Below are 17,790 nucleotides of genomic sequence, written 5' to 3' on the forward strand. Positions count from 1 at the left end.
CAATATGAATTTACAGTTCAAGTTAAAAGACATTCTTGAAGTTGATTTGTATTATGGTTTTTATGATATTTTTGTTTTGGGTGGTTTTGATGTTCAGGTAAATGATGATTTTTTTATCGAAATTCTGGATTTAAAAACCAATGAAGCAATACTTTTAAGAGAAAAAAACTTAAAAGTAAGGGATTATAAAAATGGAAAAAGAGCAGTGAAATTTTTTAGTTTTCAGGTCACTGATAAATCAAAATATAGAATTTCAGTTCATAATTATGAAGATCTGACTGTGTTTTATTCCATGATTGGTGCTAATCCATTTAGTATTTTTAATTTATTAAAAAAACTATACGGAGTAAAACGGAAGCAAATTCAATTAGATGAAGTTGAAATACTGATTAGTTGAAAATGATATAAATAATAAAAAAGGCATAAGATTTAGTTTCTTATGCCTTTTTTTGTTTTGTTTTGTTTATTTTTTTTAGGAGCTAATCCCGCACCCGAGCCTGAAAGTGCGAACTGGCGAAGCAATACGTTCCAATCTTTTATTTTTTTAAAGGAAAAAAATAAAAGGATTTCCACTTCTATCGGGGCTAGAATCAGTTTTCATAATAATGTTTATCATTTAGTTGCTATTGCGAACAGTAACCACAATCTTGTCATCCTGAGGCGCGAAGGATCACACTCGGAAATAACTAAAGATTGGCAACATTCACTAAAGTTTATTTTCGAAACGACTAAACAAAGTTTAAAACAATACTCGATTCAGATTAAATGAACTTATATTCCTTATATGGTAAAAGAAAAAAAATTAAACCCCGCCACGGCTATTTAATATCTTTTCAGTTGTAACATCAGAATGCAGCAATATCTCCATTTGATAGGTTGTTCGTTGCGCTTCAAGAGCATAACCACGCATTTTTTCTTCATAATCGTCAATGGCCTCCTGAAGAGTTTCGAATTCTCTGTTCGTTAGATTTTCCGTTAATTGATACGCGTCCATTAAACCCATATTTACTCCTTCGCCAGCAAATGGTGGCATTAAGTGCGCTGCATCGCCTACAAGTGTAATGTTTGAATGTTGTTTCCATGGTTCTTCCAAAGAAAACAAACGCAATGGCAATCCCGAAAAATCTGTAGAAGCAGCAAAGAATTTTTTATAATCATCATTCCAGTTCTCAAACTTTTTGTTCAGGAAAGCAATAACCGAAGCGTTATCGTCAAAATCGATACCGTTGTTTAAAACCCAATCTTCATTTGCTTTAAAAGAAACACCAAAATGTACCGAACCATCACGTAATGTATGCGTGTAAAACATTTTTTGTTCTCCCATTGCCATTACATTTCCGTCGCCATATTTAGGTTTAAAGTCAGGATAATCACGATCCGGATTTTCAATTTCTCCCTGAATAATATAAGTTCCGGAAAGTTGAGGTTCCTGATCTGTGAAAAATTTTCTGGCGTTTGATCTTCCTCCATTTGCAATAATTACAAAATCGGCAATAGTTTTGGTACCATTTTTAAATTCTAAATGATACTGATCATCGATCTTCTCGATTTCAGTCAATTGGCTATCCCAGACTACCGTATTTTCCTGTAGGTTTTCAAGCATGATTTTTCTCAAATCGTTTCTGTCAATCTCAGGTCTCGCATAAGCATTCTCTTCAGTCGGCATTTCTTCCGAAGTGATATTTCCATGCATATCGGCCATTTTTTCTCCGGTTGGTCTTGCGTACTGATAAAATTCATCCATCAAATCAGCCTTTTGCATCGCTTTTTGCCCCGTGTCCGAATGTATGTCCAGAGTTCCGCCAGAAGTTCTGGCTTGTGCATTAAGATCTCTTTCATAAACAGTAACATCTGCACCGTTAATTTGTAAAATTCTTGCTGTTGTTAATCCAACAGGCCCACCGCCAATAATGGCAATTTTTTTATTTTTTATAATTGAAGTATTCATTTGATTTTATATTTAATTGATAATGTATTGATTGAGTTTTTTTTGAATTTAAATTTGATATTGTAATTGACATTGATATTGCCATTGAAATTGATTTTTCACTTAAGGGGTCAAAGCCTTTATTACCAAATTAAAAGCTTCATCCCTAATTTTCTGACTGAATTCAAAAGGTTTCCCCGACATTGATTTGCCTTCTCTGTGAAGTTCTAAAAGAGAATAAAGTGATCCGTAAGCGATGCTCCAAAAAACTTCGAAAGTGATGGGAAGAAGTTCTTTTTTCTCGATAGATTTAGTAATAAACTTTGTCATTTCTTCCTTAAAATCAGTTGTAATTTCAGAAAATATAGATTCCCCGTAAGTAGAATGTTTTAAAAGTTCGATGCAATCAGTTTGAAGGGGAAAATTTATAGTAAACTTAGATCTGTTATCCCATTGTTTACGCAAACCATCCACAAACGACATTTCTGAAGAAAATCCAACCAGCATTTCTTCAAAGAAATTTTTACCCATTTCGACTCCAATTTTCCTGATAAGATCTTCTTTGTCCGAATAATAAATATAAAGTGTCGCCACAGAAATTCCGCATTCTTTTGCCAATCGGTTCATGCCAAAACCTTCTACGCCTTGTGAAACCAGCATTTCGATAGCTTTTTGTTTGACAATTACTTCCTTATTTGCATCTCTCGTTCTCATAACTTTGATTAATTATGATACAAAGATATAAATAATAAATGAACGTTCGCTTATTAAAGGATGAAAAAGTTTCAAAGGTGCAGAGGGACAGAGGTGCAAAGGTGTTTTTGAGAATGTATTTAAATAAGAAATTCATTGTATCTCGTCAATATCCTTTAAAATAAAATTATAATCTAGTAAAGGCGCAAAGATTAAACACAATCTTGTCATTTCGACGAAGGAGAAATCTTCGTAAGTAACTCCGCAACGAAACTCCAATCTTTGGCGAGCTTCTCGCGGAGATTTCTCCTTCGTCGAAATGACAAAATCTTTACGATTTTTGGTCTTAATGAGAGATTTTAGTTATAGCAATAAATTATTTCCTAACTGTAATGATTTTTAGCAAAAACAAAAAAAACTGCTAAATACAATTCGCCAAAATTGTAATAGCAGCTTTTTCCTTGGATAACAATATTTTTAAGGAGTTGCGGTTTGTTCCGCTTCTCTAAGTTTTTGATTTTCTAAGATCTTTTGAATAAACGGTTTTGCTTGGTTTTCTATTTCATCTTCTGAAATATCCAATGCTTTTGGATCTTTTACTAACTCGAACCATGGTTTTGGACCGTCAAAATTATAACTTCCAAAAACAATTACCGGAGTTCCTTTTACTTTTACATTTTCCTTGTCTTTTAAGATCCATTCGTCGGCAAATTTATAAAGGAATTTGGCGTCATTTTGTTGTAATCGTAAGCAAGAATGTGATGCAGGATAGCCTGGTAATGCATATTCGTGAAAACCAACACCGAGTTTATTTTCGATATTAAAGTTCCATTTTAAGTCCCATTCGTCGTTAAAAGTACTCGTTGTTTTTTCAGCTTTCCAATTGGTGAAAAATAATCCGGTTGGAGTAGGATCTTTTTTTCTTCCCATATTAGTTGGGCCGGTATATACTAATTCTCCATTTTCGTAAGCAGCAAATGCCTGGGTAGGATAAGAGAAAATAATTACTTTCGAAACTTCTTCTAAAGCAGCTACATGCAAAGGAAATGGAAGGTAATAAACAATATCGCCTGTAAAATCTGCCGGAACAACCACTGAATCTAATTTTGCAAAATTGGCTTTATCAGTTCTGTTTATCGCATAAGCAATACGAAGTTTAGCGCTGTCAGATTCGTTTGTTTTTAGCCATTCTTTTGTTTTCACAAATTGATATGAAGTAGTTTTTGGCTTTACATGTTCAATTGATTTTTTAGGTTTTGCTTTTTCTTTAGTTTCAGTTGTTTCATTTTTTTTACATGAACCTAATAAAACTAATAGTAATACAAGTACGATATTGGATGTGTAATATAACTTTTTCATAAACTGGTTTTTTTTAGTATTGTAAAGTTATTTTAATCATCGCGAAAATGGCTTACACAATTTTTTGAATTGTTTATTTGATTTTCATTTTGTTAAAAAAGCAGAAATATTTTTAATCCATTCTGTTTTATTTTTTATCAAGTAGTTCTCGTGTCCTGTTTCTTTATAGGTCTTTAGTTTTTTAGGACCTTTTAAGTTGGAATAAATTTCGTCAATTTCTTTACGACTTACGCTTTTATCTTTTTCTCCGTAAAGAAGTAGAGTAGGGCAATCTATATTTTTTGCATATTCCGTTGGATTATGGCTGAATCCCCAAAAACCATTTTGAATACCTCCCCAAAAAACTAAAATTCCTGCCATAGGAATAGTGGGCGCGTTCATTTTTTTAAATCTTGCGCAAACTGTTTCATACATAAAGCCAAATGGACATTCAATAATGATCCCTTTAGGTTTAATTTTATTATCGTTAATACATTTCATAATGGCTACGGCGCCCATCGAAGTACCAAATAAATATATATTATTCTCTCCTGTTTGATGCAAATAATCAAAACAAGTTTTGACTTCTTCGGCTTCTTTATAGCCAATTGTAGTTTGATTTCCTTCTGAATTTCCACTTCCCATAAAATCTACAAGCATAGTATTGAAACCAAGCTTTATAAATTCATTTGATTTATCGATCATTGAAGATTTTTCGGCACCATAACCATGAAATAAAATAATTGTTCCTTTTGAATTTTTAGTTTTAATTAGCCAACATTCAATTTCTTTATTACTTTTTAGTTTTATGGTTTGGTATGTTTGATGTGGATATTTGGTAGTTTTCGGTTTAGGATTATTAACACCAAAAACTAAAGTTTTTACTTTTTCAAATGATGACAATTTTTCTGGGCTTTTAGTTTTAGTCGATCCGTTTTCTGCAAAATGGGTGAATTTATAAGCATGGGTAAAAGCAATGACATTAATCATCAAAAAAAGCATGAATATTATTCTTATAAAACTTGTTCGATTTTTAAATAACTTCATTTTACTTTCTCTCAATTAATTTCAAAGTATACTCCATTTGCGCGTCTCTATTTTGCATAAAATCATCAAAAGTTTGTGAAATTTTATAATCGGGAATTACACCGCGTCCAAAAATCTGACTGGATTTTTTAGGAACATCCTGTTCTAAATTTACGATAGAAAACTGTGTTTTTATTTTTGTATTTGGCAGTTCATATTCAATGGGAGTATGGCCATTGTGTCCGTAATAACCTCCCATTGTTTCTTCGCCAATAACAATTGCATTGGTTTTTCCTGCAACTAACGACGCAAAAAGAGATCCTGCCGAAGCTACTCTTGGACTTATTAATAAATAAACCTGACCTTTGAAGGTATTTTTATCTGGTTGTAATACGCGATTGAATTTTGCATTCTGAGGATATATTTTGCCTTTTAAAATTGGATATTCCTCTTTTAGTTCGGCTTCAAAATCATTTTTTTCTTCCAGCTTTTTTTCAGTCTCAGTCTCTTCGTAAACAAAGTAGGGAAGAAATGGAATTTTCTGAAAATTGATATAGGCGCTTTTATTTTCGCGATATGTTTTTTGAGTCAGGTAAGAGAAAGTTACAAGATCGTTAGGATCTGATCCGCCGCCATTATTTCTAACATCTACAATTAGGTTTTTTATTTCAGGATGTAAAGAAAGCATCTGAAAACAGCTGTCAAGATATTTTTTATACGCTATATGTTCTTTGTCTTCTGCATTATCTCCAATGGCAAAAGTGTGAACGGTAAGCAAAGCAGTATTTTTAGAAAAAATCTTAAACGAATATTTTTCTTTTATCTTGCTGTAGAATAAACTGTCAGAAGGAAAAGAATGACGATTTTTGAAGCGCTCTTTTCTTTCATCATTAGAAATACTATTAATAATTTTAGAACGCTTTTCAGTTTGGTTTGGGAGTGAATATTCAACTAAAAACGTTTCTTTTGGTCCATATTCCATTTCGTAATATCTCGCAAAAACGGCATTAATCCCAATTACTTTTCCTGATATATTGTAGCCATCTGTGGTGTAATATTTGTAAAACGAACGTACGATTTTGTTTATGGCAGTTCCGTTAATGCTATAAATTTGGGAGCCTAACGGAATCTCGTCATTTTTAAAATTGACGATCATTTTGTTTTCGATCAATTTTACCGGAAGAGGAAAAAAAACTTTTTCTGATGCATATCTGTTTTTATATGCATCAGGAAGAGTAGTGGTATTGTGTACACTGCCTTCGAAGTCAGTGATTTTGAGAATAATTTTGTAAAAATCCATTACCTCTCGTGGATTCTTTAATTGCGAAAATGCCCAATTATAAATACTGTCAATTTGTTTTTTAGTGCGGTATTTGTAAACGCCTGAGTTTGCTTTTTCTCTAATTTCTCTAAAAGTAGTAAGGTCTTGTTTTAGTTTTTCTGCCGGAATTTTTTCGTTTTGAGAGAACAGCAGAAATGGAAAAATTAGAAAAAATACAATCTTAAATTGGGTCATATAAAGGTCTTTTTACAAACCTAAAAATAGTGAAAAATTAAATCAAATTTTTAATTTTAGCATGCTGCAACAATAAAATAGTTTTGGCATCTGTAATTTCACCGGATTCAATCATGCTGTATGCTTCTTCAAAAGTATATTCAAGAACTTCAATATTTTCCTGTTCAGCGTCTAATCCGCCGCCATCATTTACTTTCATCGTTTCATCGTATTCTCCAACAAAAAGATACAGAATCTCTGTTACAGAACCTGGCGACATATAAGTTTCTATTACTTTCTCAACCTTTTTTAAGCGGTAACCTGTTTCTTCCTCGGTTTCGCGAATAACAGCCTGTTCAGCATTGTCCTGATCCAGAAGTCCTGCGCAAACTTCGATCATCATTCCGGTTTTGTTTCCGTTAAGATAAGTTGGTAAACGAAACTGACGCGTTAAGATTACTGTTTTCTTAGCTGAATTATACAATAAAATTGCGGCTCCGTTGCCTCGGTCATACACTTCACGGATGTGAGATTCTACTTTACCATCTTTCTTCTGGTAATCAAAAGTTACTTTGTTTAGTATATACCAATTGTCTGATAATAACTTCGTTTCAGTAACTTTAATTTCTGGATTTTTCATAATAAGAAATCTTTTGTATAAAAAAACGCTCTGATTATCAGAGCGTTTAGAGATATTATTTTGTTATTGTTTGCTTTCTGTCTGGTCCAACAGATACAATCTTAATTGGCACGCCAACTTCTGCTTCAATAAACTCAATATATTCTTTTAGCTCAATTGGTAATTGCTCATAAGTAGTCAATCCCGTTAAGTCAGCTTTCCATCCTTTAAATTCTTTATAAACAGGAGTTACATTTTCAGGCTCGATGTTATAAGGAAAGTGAGAAATGTTTTGTCCTTTATAGTTGTATTCTGTACAAACTTTTAGAGTTTCGAATCCTGAAAGAACATCGCCTTTCATCATCATTAACTGAGTAACTCCGTTTACCTGAACAGCGTATTTTAAAGCTACAAGGTCTAACCATCCGCAACGTCTTTGTCTTCCTGTTACAGATCCGAATTCGTTACCCACTTTTGCCATGGTAGCACCAACTTCGTCAAAAAGTTCAGTAGGGAATGGTCCGCTACCAACACGAGTAACATAAGCTTTAAAAATTCCGTAAACTTCTTTGATTTTGTTAGGCGCAATTCCTAAACCAGTACAAGCTCCTGCAGCAGTAGTATTTGATGAAGTTACGAAAGGATAAGTTCCAAAATCAACATCTAATAAAGAACCCTGAGCTCCTTCGCATAAAATAGATTTACCCGCTTTTTGAGCCTGGTACATATATTCTTCACTGTCAATAAAATCTAATTTTTTTAATTCTTCGATAGCTTCAAAAAACTCTTTTTCAAGTTCAGCTAAGTTGTATTGAATCGCTACGTCATAAAAAGCAATCATTGCTTCGTGCTTGTCAGCCAATGCTCTGTAACGTTCTTTAAAATCTTCTAATTCGATATCTCCAACACGTAAACCATTTCTACCAGTTTTGTCCATGTAAGTTGGCCCAATTCCTTTAAGAGTAGAACCAATTTTTGCTTTTCCTTTAGATGCTTCTGATGCTGCATCTAATAAACGGTGAGTTGGTAAAATTAAGTGTGCTTTTCTTGAAATGATCAATTTGCTTTTGATATCAAGGTTAAATTTCTCTAAACCTTCAATTTCTTTTTGAAAAACTACCGGATCTATTACAACACCATTACCAATGATGTTTATTGAATTTTTATGAAAAATTCCAGAAGGAATGGTTCTAAGTACATGTTTGATTCCGTCAAATTCTAATGTATGTCCTGCGTTTGGTCCTCCTTGAAAACGTGCAATAATATCATAATTAGAGGTAAGAACGTCAACAATTTTCCCTTTACCTTCATCTCCCCATTGTAATCCTAGTAATAAATCTACGGTCATTCTGTTTTAATTTGCGTTGAGGCAACCCGAGTTGCCCTACTGATTAATGTAGTTAATTTTCTTTTTTTTATTTTTTGAATAATTCCTTTACGGATTATTGTTTTTGTTTTTTGTTTCCGTAGAAATACAATGAATGATTCGTGATTTCGATATCAAATATTTCTTCGATTGTTTTTTTGATGGTTTGAATTCTTGGATCGCAAAATTCAATCACCTCACCAGAATCAGTCATGATAATATGGTCATGCTGTTTATCAAAATATGATTTTTCGTAGTAAGCCTGATTTTGCCCAAATTGATGTTTTCTAACCAAAGCGCAGTCTAACAATAACTCGATCGTGTTGTATAATGTAGCTCTACTCACACGATAGTTCTTGTTTTTCATTTTGATATATAAGTTTTCTATGTCAAAATGTTCTTCGCTATCGTAAATTTCCTGAAGTATAGCATAACGCTCAGGAGTTTTGCGATGCCCTTTTTGCTCAAGATACATTGTAAAAACATTTTTTACAATTTCTTGATTTCTAGTGTTGTCAGTTGAAATGAGTGTCATATCCGGCAAAGATAATTTTTTATTTTTAATGAATAAAAGTTTCGGGTTTAAAGTTTAGTTATAAATCCCCTATAGATAGGTTAAAAAAGTTTAAGTTCTGTACTCTCTCGTTACTTTATCAACCCCATCAATTTTTTTAATCGCATTAATCATTTTCTTTAAAATGGTATTATTCTGAACAATAACGGCAATCTGACCATGAAAAATTCCGGCATCTGTGCTCAACGAAATACTCTGAATGTTCACGCTCATATTGTTCGAAATTACCCTTGTTAACTGATTGGTAAGTCCTAAGACATCCATTCCTGTAATATTGATAATGGCTTTGAATTCTTCCTGAGATGAATCGATCCATTTGGCGCTCATAATGCGATACGCATAATTAGATTGCATACCAATCGCATTAGGACAATCTTTTTTATGAACTTTGATTCCCTCATTTATTGTTACAAATCCAAAAACATCATCTCCCGGAATTGGGTTACAACAAGGCGAAAGTTTGTAATCTAGTTTATCATGCTCAGTTCCAAAAACCAGCATGTCATAATTACTGCTCATAACAGGTTTATGAATGTCTTCTGCGGCAGTTGTTTCTTTATTTCTTTTGATTTTATTTTTAAAGAAATTGATAAACGTATTGCTTTTTTGAGCTGCGTAATCTTTTAATTGTTGATTTTCGATCGCCCCAATTCCAACTCTGTAAAATAAATCTAAACTTGTTTTTAGTTTAAAAAAGTTTACTAATTCGTTGATAACTTGTTCGTTGATCGTTATTTTTAAATGTCTCAGTTTTCGGGTAAGTAATTCTTTTCCTTCTTCTGCAATTTTTTTAGTGTTCTCGTTAAGAACGTTTTTGATTTTAGTTTTAGCTCTTGAAGTCGTTACATATTCTAACCAGTTTACCGTAGGTTTTTGGTTTGCCGAAGTAATAACTTCCACCTGATCACCACTTTTTAGTTCGTGATTCAAAGGTACCAAACGACCGTTTACACGAGTTCCTCTGGTTTTAATTCCAATTTCGGAGTGAATACTAAACGCAAAATCAAGCGAAGTAGCTCCTTTTGGCAACGATTTGATTTCTCCTTTTGGCGTAAAGACAAAGATTTCTTTAGAATATAAATTCATTTTAAAATCTTCTACAAAATCTACCGCATTGGTTTCCTGATTTTCCAGCGCTTCGCGTAGTAAATTCAACCAGACATCCAAACCGCTTTCTTCTGTAGCGCCGTTTTTGTATTTGTAATGCGCCGCGTATCCTTTCTCTGCAATTTCATCCATACGCTCACTTCGAACCTGAACTTCTACCCAGCGGCCTTTTGGCCCCATAACGGTAATGTGCAAAGCTTCGTATCCGGTTGATTTAGGAGAAGAAATCCAGTCGCGCAAACGGCTCGGGCTTGGTCTGTAATGATCGGTTACGATCGAATAGATTTTCCAGGCAACGAATTTCTCGTCATGCTGATCTGATTTGTAGACAATTCTTAAAGCAAATTTGTCATACACTTCATCAAAACTCACATTTTGAGCGCGCATTTTACGACGAATCGAATAAATAGATTTCGGACGTCCTTTTATCACATAATCGATGCCTTCATTGTCCAGCGATTTTTTTAAAACGTCTGAAATATCTTTGATGTAAGCATCTTGTTCTTCTTTCGTCTCCCTGATTTTGCTTACAATATCATTGTAAACAGCAGGTTCTGTATATTTTAAACCTAAATCTTCCAGTTTAGTTTTAATATTATAAAGACCTAAACGATGGGCAAGAGGCGCGTAAATATAAAGTGTTTCTGAAGCGATTTTGGTTTGTTTGTATTCCGCCATCGAATCCATGGTTTGCATATTATGCAAACGATCTGCGAGTTTTATCAGGATTACACGAACATCATCGTTCAGAGTCAGGATCATTTTCCTGAAATTCTCCGCCTGCATCGAAGCATTCAGATCTTTTTGAACTAATGAAATCTTGGTTAAACCTTCAACTAACTGAGCTACTTTTGGATTAAACAAACGTTCAATATCCTCAACTGTCATAGGAGTATCTTCGACAACATCGTGCAATAAGGCCGCAGCAATAGAGGTCGCTCCTAAACCAATTTCAGAAGCCACAATTTTTGCAACTGCAATAGGATGAAAGATATACGCTTCGCCAGATTTACGTCTCTGTTCTTTATGTGCATCTACTGCGACATCAAATGCTTTTCGGATTAATTTTTTGTCGGTTGGACTTAAAGTCTGATAACTGATTCGAAGTAATTCTTTATACTCTTGGGCAATTGCTTTATTTTCTTTCTCAATATCTATTTCTATCATAACGGCATAGTTCAAGTACTAAAAATAAGAATAAGTTTGAATATACACAAGGGAATGAAGGGTTGATTTTAGATTTCTGATTTTAGATTTTTCAGAAGATAGTTCAGTTTTTTTTCGTTTCGTTTTTCAGTTCTGTAAATTGGTGTCTGTCATGCTTTGGGCGAGCCACCATACCGATAAGAGGGCAAAGTTTCTGTACGCTTATACGCCCTCTTATCGGCATGCTGTCGGGCTATCCGCGCTACTTCGGTAGCCTTCTTCTATCCCTCTCGCGAGCGAACGGAGTCGATATTCTTTATTTTTAGTTTTTCGATAATGTAACCACAATCTTGTCATCCTGACGAAGGAAGGATCACACGCGAAACTCGACAAAGATTGACGATTTTGATTGCGAGGACGGATTAATCCCGAAGCTTCGGGACATCCCTACAATATAATTTGTTCCTTCGAAACTTTTGAAAAAAAAGGAGGGATATTTTATTTTTTAGTTTTCCCATTATGTAACCACAATCTTGTCATCATGACGAAGGAAGGATCACACGCGAAACTCGACAAAGTTTCACGATTTTGATTGTAGAATTTCTAGTGTGATCGTTCGTTTCTTAAGATGACAATTAGACGAAAACATTCTTATGAAAATGATTGCCCTAGCCCCGATAGAAGAGGAAATCCTTTTGTGGCGGTGTTCGCCACAAAAGATTGGAACGAATAGCGGGATTAGCTCCTTAAAAAAAGAACAGATTTTATCATAGACTGCGACTGAGACCTAAAAACTACTCTTTCGAAAAATCTAAATCCTGAAAATCGTAACTAAAATCAGTTAATTCAGAGATTGGAAGCATTTTTAAGTTATTGGCTTTTCCGTTTTGATCGTATTTGAAAAGTAAATGCGCATCGGCATGAAAAAAGGCGTTATTCCATTTTACAACATAATTTCCATCTTTGTAGAAAAAGACTTCACCAACGAGTTGTGGCGAACGTTTTGAGGCAAAATATAGCTTTCCTTTTTTCTCTGTTATTGTAACTTCTCCAAACCAATTGTCTTTGTAAGTTCCGGTTATTTTAGAGAAATCAATTTTTAGTTTGTCTTTTTTGTTTTTGGCAACCGTCGCCCAAACTTCATCCGTCACTTTATCTGCCGATGCTTCGCTGGCTTTTACGCGGTTGCTGTAAGTTGTTACGTAATCTTCGGGTTTAATGCCTAAATAACTGTCTTTTATCGTATTGGTAATCGCGCTAAAAGCCGCTCCGGATTGCTGATTCGTTAAAATAATAATTCCTAAACCTATTTCAGGAATTAACGTCGTTTGCGTTACATTTCCTTCTAAACCACCGGTGTGCGAAACTTGTTTGTACCCTTTTACATCACTTAAAAACCATCCTAAACCATAACCTGAAAAATGGGTATTGTACGGAGGTTTTGTTTTTGCCGGAATAATGGTTTGCAATTGCCACATTTCGTCGTGTTCTTTCTCTGAAAACAATTGTTTATTATCACCGTATTTACCGTTATTGATTTGCAGAATTGCCCACTTACTCAAGTCATTTACACTTGAATAAATTCCGGCTGCTCCGTCAAAAAGCTGGTTTTCGTAACGTTTTATCGTTTTTAGTTTTCCGTCAATTGGTACGTGCGGCGTGATTACGTTTGTAGTATCTTTTAAACGTTTTACAGAAGCTACACTATTGTTCATTTCAAGCGGTTTCATAATGCGTTCTTCGACAAAATCTGCCCAGGTTTTTCCGCTTACAACATGCACAATTTCACCTGCAATAATGTACATCAAATTGTCGTAATCGTATTTGGTTCTAAAACTCGAAACGGGTTTTAAATATCTTAAATTATGAACAATATCCTGTGCTTTAAAATCGCTTCCGTCAGGCCAGATCATCAAATCTCCCGCTCCAAGTCCGAGGCCGCTTCTGTGTGTTAATAAATCACGAATCGTGAATTCACGGGTTACAAAATCATCATACATTTTAAAATCCGGAAGATATTGTACGACTTTATCATCCCATTTTACTTTGCCTTCATCTACCAGCATTGCAAGCGCAGCAGTTGTAAAAGCTTTACTATTTGAGGCAATTCCGAAAAGGGTATTGGCATCTACTTTTTGTTGCGTAACGACCGATTGTACTCCGTAACCTTTTGCCAGAACTACTTTTCCGTCTTTTACAATGGCAACGGCGATTCCCGGAACATCAAAAGCTTTTATCGTACGATTGACCAATTCATCTACTTCCTGATTACTGATTTGAGCCGAAACTGAAAAAGAAAATAATAAGGCTAAAACGGATAATTTATAACTCATAATTTTTAATTTAAAATTAATTAAATCCTCTTTGACGTTTGGCTTCAAAAATTAAAATAGCGGCAGCAACTGATACATTCATGCTGTCGATTTCGCCCTGCATTGGGATAATGATATTTTGGGTTGCGGCATCACGCCAATCCTGCGTTAGTCCTGTAGCTTCTGTACCTACAACCAAAGCCGTTGGAGTAGTGAAATCCTGTGTATGATATGAGGTTGAATTTTGTAAAGTAGCACAATAAAAATCGATCTTTTTTTCTTTCAGAAAAGCAATGATTTCAGCCGTTGTTCCTGTGGCGATTTGGTTGGTAAACAAACAACCAACGCTGGAGCGAACAATATTGGGGTTGTATAAATCGCTTTTTGGGTTTGCGATCAAAACTGCATCAAGATTTGCGGCATCGGCAGTACGTAAAAGTGCACCTATGTTTCCTGGTTTTTCTGGCGCTTCGGCAACAATGATCAACGGATTATCAGATAATTTTAAATCAGCTAATGACATCGATTTGGTTTTGGCTATAGCTAAAATACCTTCGGTGGTGTCGCGATACGCTAGTTTTTGATATACTTCTTTGTTTATTTCGATTAATGAAACTGGCGTATTGACCAATTTATTAATCTGACTTTCAGTAACCAATTCTGGTAAAAATAAAACGGTTTCTATTTCGTAACCGCCTTTGATAGCTAGTGAAATTTCGCGTAAGCCTTCAATTAAAAATGTTCCGGTTTGTTTTCGGGCTTTTGCCTTTTCTTGTAGTAAAACGAGTGATTTTATAAACGGATTTTGTATTGAAGTAATTTGTTTCATTTTTTAAGCTACTTAGGTTCTGAGGCGCTAAGGTACTGAGATTTTTTTTAAAATAGGTTCAAAGTAGCAAAGGTTCAGAGGTTCAGAGGCTTAAGCCGGGGTAAAAAAAGTTTGCCACGAATTTCACGAATTTGCACTAATTTTTTCTTGCGCTAATTCAAAGTATTTATTCCTGTAAATTTGTACAATTTAGGTTAATTACTTCCATAATTGCTCAGCTTCTTTTTTTGTTAATGTTTTTATTGTTTTTTTTGAAAAATCTACATTTATTAAGGGAAACTTCCTTTGATTTTCACCCGTCAAGATCAAAGGTTTATTTAAAATTTTACTCACTTTATTCATAAAATCCAGAATCTTTTTATAATTATCAAAAGAATATATTTCCTTCGGATCAATATCAAATTCAATTTCATCAATTGAGAAAAAATGAAGATTTATGATAATATCGTCAATTATAATAGATACGATTTTTACTTCTAATTCTCCAGTTTCATCATTCAAATAGTAGATTAAATATTCTAAGTCAATTTTATTAATCTCTTTGTTTTCTCCTACTAGACCATATTTTACAATATGATTTGTATTGAGATAATTAATTAGAATTTTCCAATCTTCAATTTCAACGTCTTGAACGTAAATATCTCTCAGCGCACCATCTGGTTCAAAAATCCAATTTATTTCATCCCAATTATTTGTCATTTTATTAGTGTATGATTTTACAAAAAAAAAGTTTGCCACGAATTTCACGAATTTGCACTAATTTTTTATTCGCATTGAATTAAATATTAATTCGTGAAAATTCGTGTAATTCGTGGCAAAAAAAAAGTCTTATTATTTCTTTACTATTTCTGCAATTTCCTGGGCAACAGGATGTGAAGCTGTAAAAGTGTATCCCATAATTTTGGCGATTGTTTGTGCAATTTGGTTTTGATACAACTGCCCTTGAGTTTTAAGTTCGCCTTTTGGTGTAATTTCCGGTCCCATTGCGGCAACCCAGATTTCAGATGCTCCGGCAACATCAGAACCGTGATCTGTCCATTGTTTCTTTTTCTTGTCGCCACGACCGTGATCAACCGTGATCAATAAAGTGGTTTTGTCTTTGTATTGCGGATCGCTTTGTACAAATTCCCAAATTTCCTTAATCCATTTGTCAACCTGATGGGCAGCGTCAAGATACGATCTGTATTGTCCTGAATGTGCCCATTCATCAGTTTCTCCGTAAGCGATATAAAGTACTTTTGGTTTGTTTGTTTTAAGTTCATTTAGCGCTTGATAATGTGTAAAAACATCCAGACATTCATCTTCATGAAAAGGTTTGTATGAGTTATCGCGCATGGCATTGAGCAATTTTTGAGTTTCGGTTGGGTTATTTCCTCCAATACTGTCAAAGGCCGAAATTACCGGAAAACCGCTTCTTTTTTCGTTCAAAATTCTGTCAAATGCATTCCATGCACCAAAAGCGTTTACTTTACCATTTAAGCTTGGTTGTTGGTTCAAAAACTCCAGAACATTTACATTCGGATTGTCTTTATAACCATTAGAATTTATGGCATTATCTGCGTTTCCGGTCATCATTTCACTATATCCGGGATAACTAAACCAGTATCTGTTAGTAACATCCACTTTATTTCCTAAATCGCGATTACCATAAATTTGGCCTTTCGAAACAATTTCAGACCATAAAAAAGGCATTATTTTCTGGCGTGCTTCTGCAATATCGGCACTTCCGTATTTTTTGTAAATGTAAGTTCGGTCTCCCTGATTGAATCTTTTGTTGTCGGCGATTTCTTTGTCCATTCCCTTAAAAACTTCCTGCCATCTAAAACCGTCTGTGGTGATAATAATGATGTTTTCTGTTTTTTGTGCGTGTGACAAAAGGCTTGTAAAGGCGAATATAAATGCGGTTATTTTTTTCATATTTAGTGAATTGATATTAAAAAGGATTAATGATATTTTACAAATCGATATTTCAAAACTAACTATTATTGCTGTAGCGATAAATTTATTGTCAGTTCATATCCTAAATATAACCATAAATTAACAAACATCTTTTACAAAATTCCCCTCGCTTTTATTTCTAAATATTTATTGATAGCATCCAAAGTCAGATTTTCAGGTTGAGTTAAAACCGAATGTATTCCGTATTTTTTGAGTTCGTTGGCGATCAATCGTTTTTCGAACATGAATTTTTCGGCAATTACTTTGTCATAAACTTCCTGAATCGTGTCGGTTTTTTTGTTAATGATCGTATTTAATTCTGTATTACTAAAAAAGACCACAACTAATAAATGACTTTTTGCAATTCCTTTTAAATAAGGTAATTGTCGGTTTAAACCGTCCATGGTTTCGAAGTTTGTATATAAAATAATCAAACTTCTCTGATTGATGTTTTTCTTGATGTCAACGTATAAACGGCTATAATCGCTTTCGAAAAAATCGGTTTTGATGTTGTATAAAGTTTCGAGAATTTTCTGCATTTGCGAAGCTCTTTTCTCGGCGAAAACTCTGTTTTCTACTTTTTTAGAAAATGCAAAAATTCCGGCTTTGTCCTGTTTTTTCAGAATGACGTTGGATAATACCAAAGTCGAATTAATGGCATAATCCAGTAAACTCAATCCATCAAAAGGCATTTGCATCACACGGCCTTTGTCAATCGCCATATAAACTGATTGTGATTTTTCGTCCTGAAACTGGTTGACCATCAACGAATTTTTCTTTGCCGTAGCTTTCCAGTTTAGTGTTCTAAGATCATCGCCCTGAACGTATTCCTTGATTTGTTCAAATTCCATGGTGTGACCAATACGACGGATTTTTTTGATTCCGTATTGGTATAAATTATTCGAAAAAGCCAATAAATCGTATTTTCTAAGCTGAATATAAGAAGGATAGGTGGGAACCATTTTATCCTTATCGAAAGAAAATCTTCTTGAAGCCAATTTTAAAGGCGAAGAAACGTAAATATTCAGATATCCAAAATAATATTCTCCGCGTTCGGTTGGACGCAAATCGTAACCAAATTCTTTTTGTTCAGAAGCTTTTATCGTTTTTATAATTTTGAAATCACGTACCTGAAACTGAAACGGAATTTCGTCTATAACCTTAATTGAAATCTTAAAAGTATAACGGTTTTTTATACTGATGGTTATAGGATTTAAATCGCCATTCGAAAGTTTTTCCGGTGTTATTCTTTCGGCTTCGATTCCTGTTTTGGTTAGGTATAAAATTAAAATGTCAAGCCCTAAAAAAGTCACTAAAACCAAGACTACAAACCAAACCGCATTGTATAAGTTTGGAAAAATAAAAGCACAAACAAATAATCCAATAATGCCCAAAAGCATATAAAAGAAGAAGTTATTGA

General features: G+C 34.0%; 15 protein-coding genes. 1 reads left to right on the plus strand and 14 read right to left on the minus strand.

The features are described 5' to 3' along the window. Positions 1 to 4: 4 nt before the first annotated feature. Entirely contained in the window at positions 5 to 397 is a 393-nt protein-coding gene (locus L0669_RS11375) for a hypothetical protein (protein ID WP_191408394.1), read from the plus strand. A gap of 405 nt (positions 398 to 802) precedes the next feature. Here L0669_RS11375 and L0669_RS11380 read toward each other — a convergent pair whose 3' ends face one another. The 14 genes from L0669_RS11380 to L0669_RS11445 form a co-directional block, all read right to left on the minus strand. Then, the gene (locus L0669_RS11380; RefSeq protein ID WP_263763583.1) at positions 803 to 1,948 is read right to left on the minus strand and encodes an FAD-dependent oxidoreductase; all 1,146 of its coding nucleotides are present in this window, start codon (positions 1,946 to 1,948) and stop codon (positions 803 to 805) included. 102 nt (positions 1,949 to 2,050) lie between these two features. Next, positions 2,051 to 2,641 carry a TetR/AcrR family transcriptional regulator gene (locus L0669_RS11385; RefSeq protein WP_263763585.1) on the minus strand — a complete coding sequence of 197 codons (591 nt, stop codon included), beginning with the start codon at positions 2,639 to 2,641 and terminating at the stop codon, positions 2,051 to 2,053. Between the two features lie 456 nt (positions 2,642 to 3,097). Further along, positions 3,098 to 3,979 (minus strand): L,D-transpeptidase, encoded by an 882-nt coding sequence (locus tag L0669_RS11390; RefSeq protein WP_263763587.1) that lies wholly within the window; start codon positions 3,977 to 3,979, stop codon positions 3,098 to 3,100. An 84-nt stretch (positions 3,980 to 4,063) separates the two neighbouring features. Further along, positions 4,064 to 5,005, minus strand: a complete 942-nt coding sequence (locus tag L0669_RS11395; protein ID WP_263763588.1) for an alpha/beta hydrolase — start codon at positions 5,003 to 5,005, stop codon at positions 4,064 to 4,066. Between the two features lies 1 nt (position 5,006). Continuing rightward, the gene (locus L0669_RS11400; RefSeq protein ID WP_263763590.1) at positions 5,007 to 6,500 is read right to left on the minus strand and encodes a S41 family peptidase; all 1,494 of its coding nucleotides are present in this window, start codon (positions 6,498 to 6,500) and stop codon (positions 5,007 to 5,009) included. 37 nt (positions 6,501 to 6,537) lie between these two features. After that, entirely contained in the window at positions 6,538 to 7,119 is a 582-nt protein-coding gene (locus L0669_RS11405) for an NUDIX domain-containing protein (RefSeq protein ID WP_173970283.1), read from the minus strand. A gap of 55 nt (positions 7,120 to 7,174) precedes the next feature. After that, positions 7,175 to 8,446 carry an adenylosuccinate synthase gene (locus L0669_RS11410; protein WP_173970284.1) on the minus strand — a complete coding sequence of 424 codons (1,272 nt, stop codon included), beginning with the start codon at positions 8,444 to 8,446 and terminating at the stop codon, positions 7,175 to 7,177. A 94-nt stretch (positions 8,447 to 8,540) separates the two neighbouring features. Then, the gene (locus tag L0669_RS11415) at positions 8,541 to 8,999 is read right to left on the minus strand and encodes a Fur family transcriptional regulator (protein WP_029268726.1); all 459 of its coding nucleotides are present in this window, start codon (positions 8,997 to 8,999) and stop codon (positions 8,541 to 8,543) included. Between the two features lie 90 nt (positions 9,000 to 9,089). Further along, the gene (locus L0669_RS11420; protein ID WP_173970285.1) at positions 9,090 to 11,312 is read right to left on the minus strand and encodes a RelA/SpoT family protein; all 2,223 of its coding nucleotides are present in this window, start codon (positions 11,310 to 11,312) and stop codon (positions 9,090 to 9,092) included. A 773-nt stretch (positions 11,313 to 12,085) separates the two neighbouring features. Continuing rightward, a complete protein-coding gene (locus L0669_RS11425; protein ID WP_263763592.1) occupies positions 12,086 to 13,624 on the minus strand; it encodes a serine hydrolase in 1,539 nt (512 codons plus the stop codon). 16 nt (positions 13,625 to 13,640) lie between these two features. Next, entirely contained in the window at positions 13,641 to 14,432 is a 792-nt protein-coding gene (locus tag L0669_RS11430) for a TrmH family RNA methyltransferase (RefSeq protein ID WP_121318600.1), read from the minus strand. 198 nt (positions 14,433 to 14,630) lie between these two features. Continuing rightward, positions 14,631 to 15,131, minus strand: coding sequence for a hypothetical protein (locus L0669_RS11435; RefSeq protein WP_263763594.1), 501 nt, complete (start codon positions 15,129 to 15,131; stop codon positions 14,631 to 14,633). 132 nt (positions 15,132 to 15,263) lie between these two features. Next, complete coding sequence (locus tag L0669_RS11440) at positions 15,264 to 16,349, minus strand: alkaline phosphatase family protein (RefSeq protein WP_263763596.1); 1,086 nt, start codon at positions 16,347 to 16,349, stop codon at positions 15,264 to 15,266. 134 nt (positions 16,350 to 16,483) lie between these two features. Continuing rightward, positions 16,484 to 17,770, minus strand: coding sequence for a DUF58 domain-containing protein (locus L0669_RS11445; protein WP_263763941.1), 1,287 nt, complete (start codon positions 17,768 to 17,770; stop codon positions 16,484 to 16,486). Positions 17,771 to 17,790: the final 20 nt, after the last annotated feature.

Source organism: Flavobacterium bizetiae, assembly GCF_024271895.1.
Taxonomy (GTDB): domain Bacteria; phylum Bacteroidota; class Bacteroidia; order Flavobacteriales; family Flavobacteriaceae; genus Flavobacterium; species Flavobacterium bizetiae.

What these genes read in the sequence shown, in the direction of transcription:
- L0669_RS11375 (WP_191408394.1), top strand. Translation starts at nt 5, where the DNA reads ATGAATTTACAGTTCAAGTTAAAAGACATTCTTGAAGTTGATTTGTAT.
- L0669_RS11380 (WP_263763583.1), bottom strand. Translation starts at nt 1,948, where the DNA reads ATGAATACTTCAATTATAAAAAATAAAAAAATTGCCATTATTGGCGGT.
- L0669_RS11385 (WP_263763585.1), bottom strand. Translation starts at nt 2,641, where the DNA reads ATGAGAACGAGAGATGCAAATAAGGAAGTAATTGTCAAACAAAAAGCT.
- L0669_RS11390 (WP_263763587.1), bottom strand. Translation starts at nt 3,979, where the DNA reads ATGAAAAAGTTATATTACACATCCAATATCGTACTTGTATTACTATTA.
- L0669_RS11395 (WP_263763588.1), bottom strand. Translation starts at nt 5,005, where the DNA reads ATGAAGTTATTTAAAAATCGAACAAGTTTTATAAGAATAATATTCATG.
- L0669_RS11400 (WP_263763590.1), bottom strand. Translation starts at nt 6,500, where the DNA reads ATGACCCAATTTAAGATTGTATTTTTTCTAATTTTTCCATTTCTGCTG.
- L0669_RS11405 (WP_173970283.1), bottom strand. Translation starts at nt 7,119, where the DNA reads ATGAAAAATCCAGAAATTAAAGTTACTGAAACGAAGTTATTATCAGAC.
- L0669_RS11410 (WP_173970284.1), bottom strand. Translation starts at nt 8,446, where the DNA reads ATGACCGTAGATTTATTACTAGGATTACAATGGGGAGATGAAGGTAAA.
- L0669_RS11415 (WP_029268726.1), bottom strand. Translation starts at nt 8,999, where the DNA reads ATGACACTCATTTCAACTGACAACACTAGAAATCAAGAAATTGTAAAA.
- L0669_RS11420 (WP_173970285.1), bottom strand. Translation starts at nt 11,312, where the DNA reads ATGATAGAAATAGATATTGAGAAAGAAAATAAAGCAATTGCCCAAGAG.
- L0669_RS11425 (WP_263763592.1), bottom strand. Translation starts at nt 13,624, where the DNA reads ATGAGTTATAAATTATCCGTTTTAGCCTTATTATTTTCTTTTTCAGTT.
- L0669_RS11430 (WP_121318600.1), bottom strand. Translation starts at nt 14,432, where the DNA reads ATGAAACAAATTACTTCAATACAAAATCCGTTTATAAAATCACTCGTT.
- L0669_RS11435 (WP_263763594.1), bottom strand. Translation starts at nt 15,131, where the DNA reads ATGACAAATAATTGGGATGAAATAAATTGGATTTTTGAACCAGATGGT.
- L0669_RS11440 (WP_263763596.1), bottom strand. Translation starts at nt 16,349, where the DNA reads ATGAAAAAAATAACCGCATTTATATTCGCCTTTACAAGCCTTTTGTCA.
- L0669_RS11445 (WP_263763941.1), bottom strand. Translation starts at nt 17,770, where the DNA reads ATGCTTTTGGGCATTATTGGATTATTTGTTTGTGCTTTTATTTTTCCA.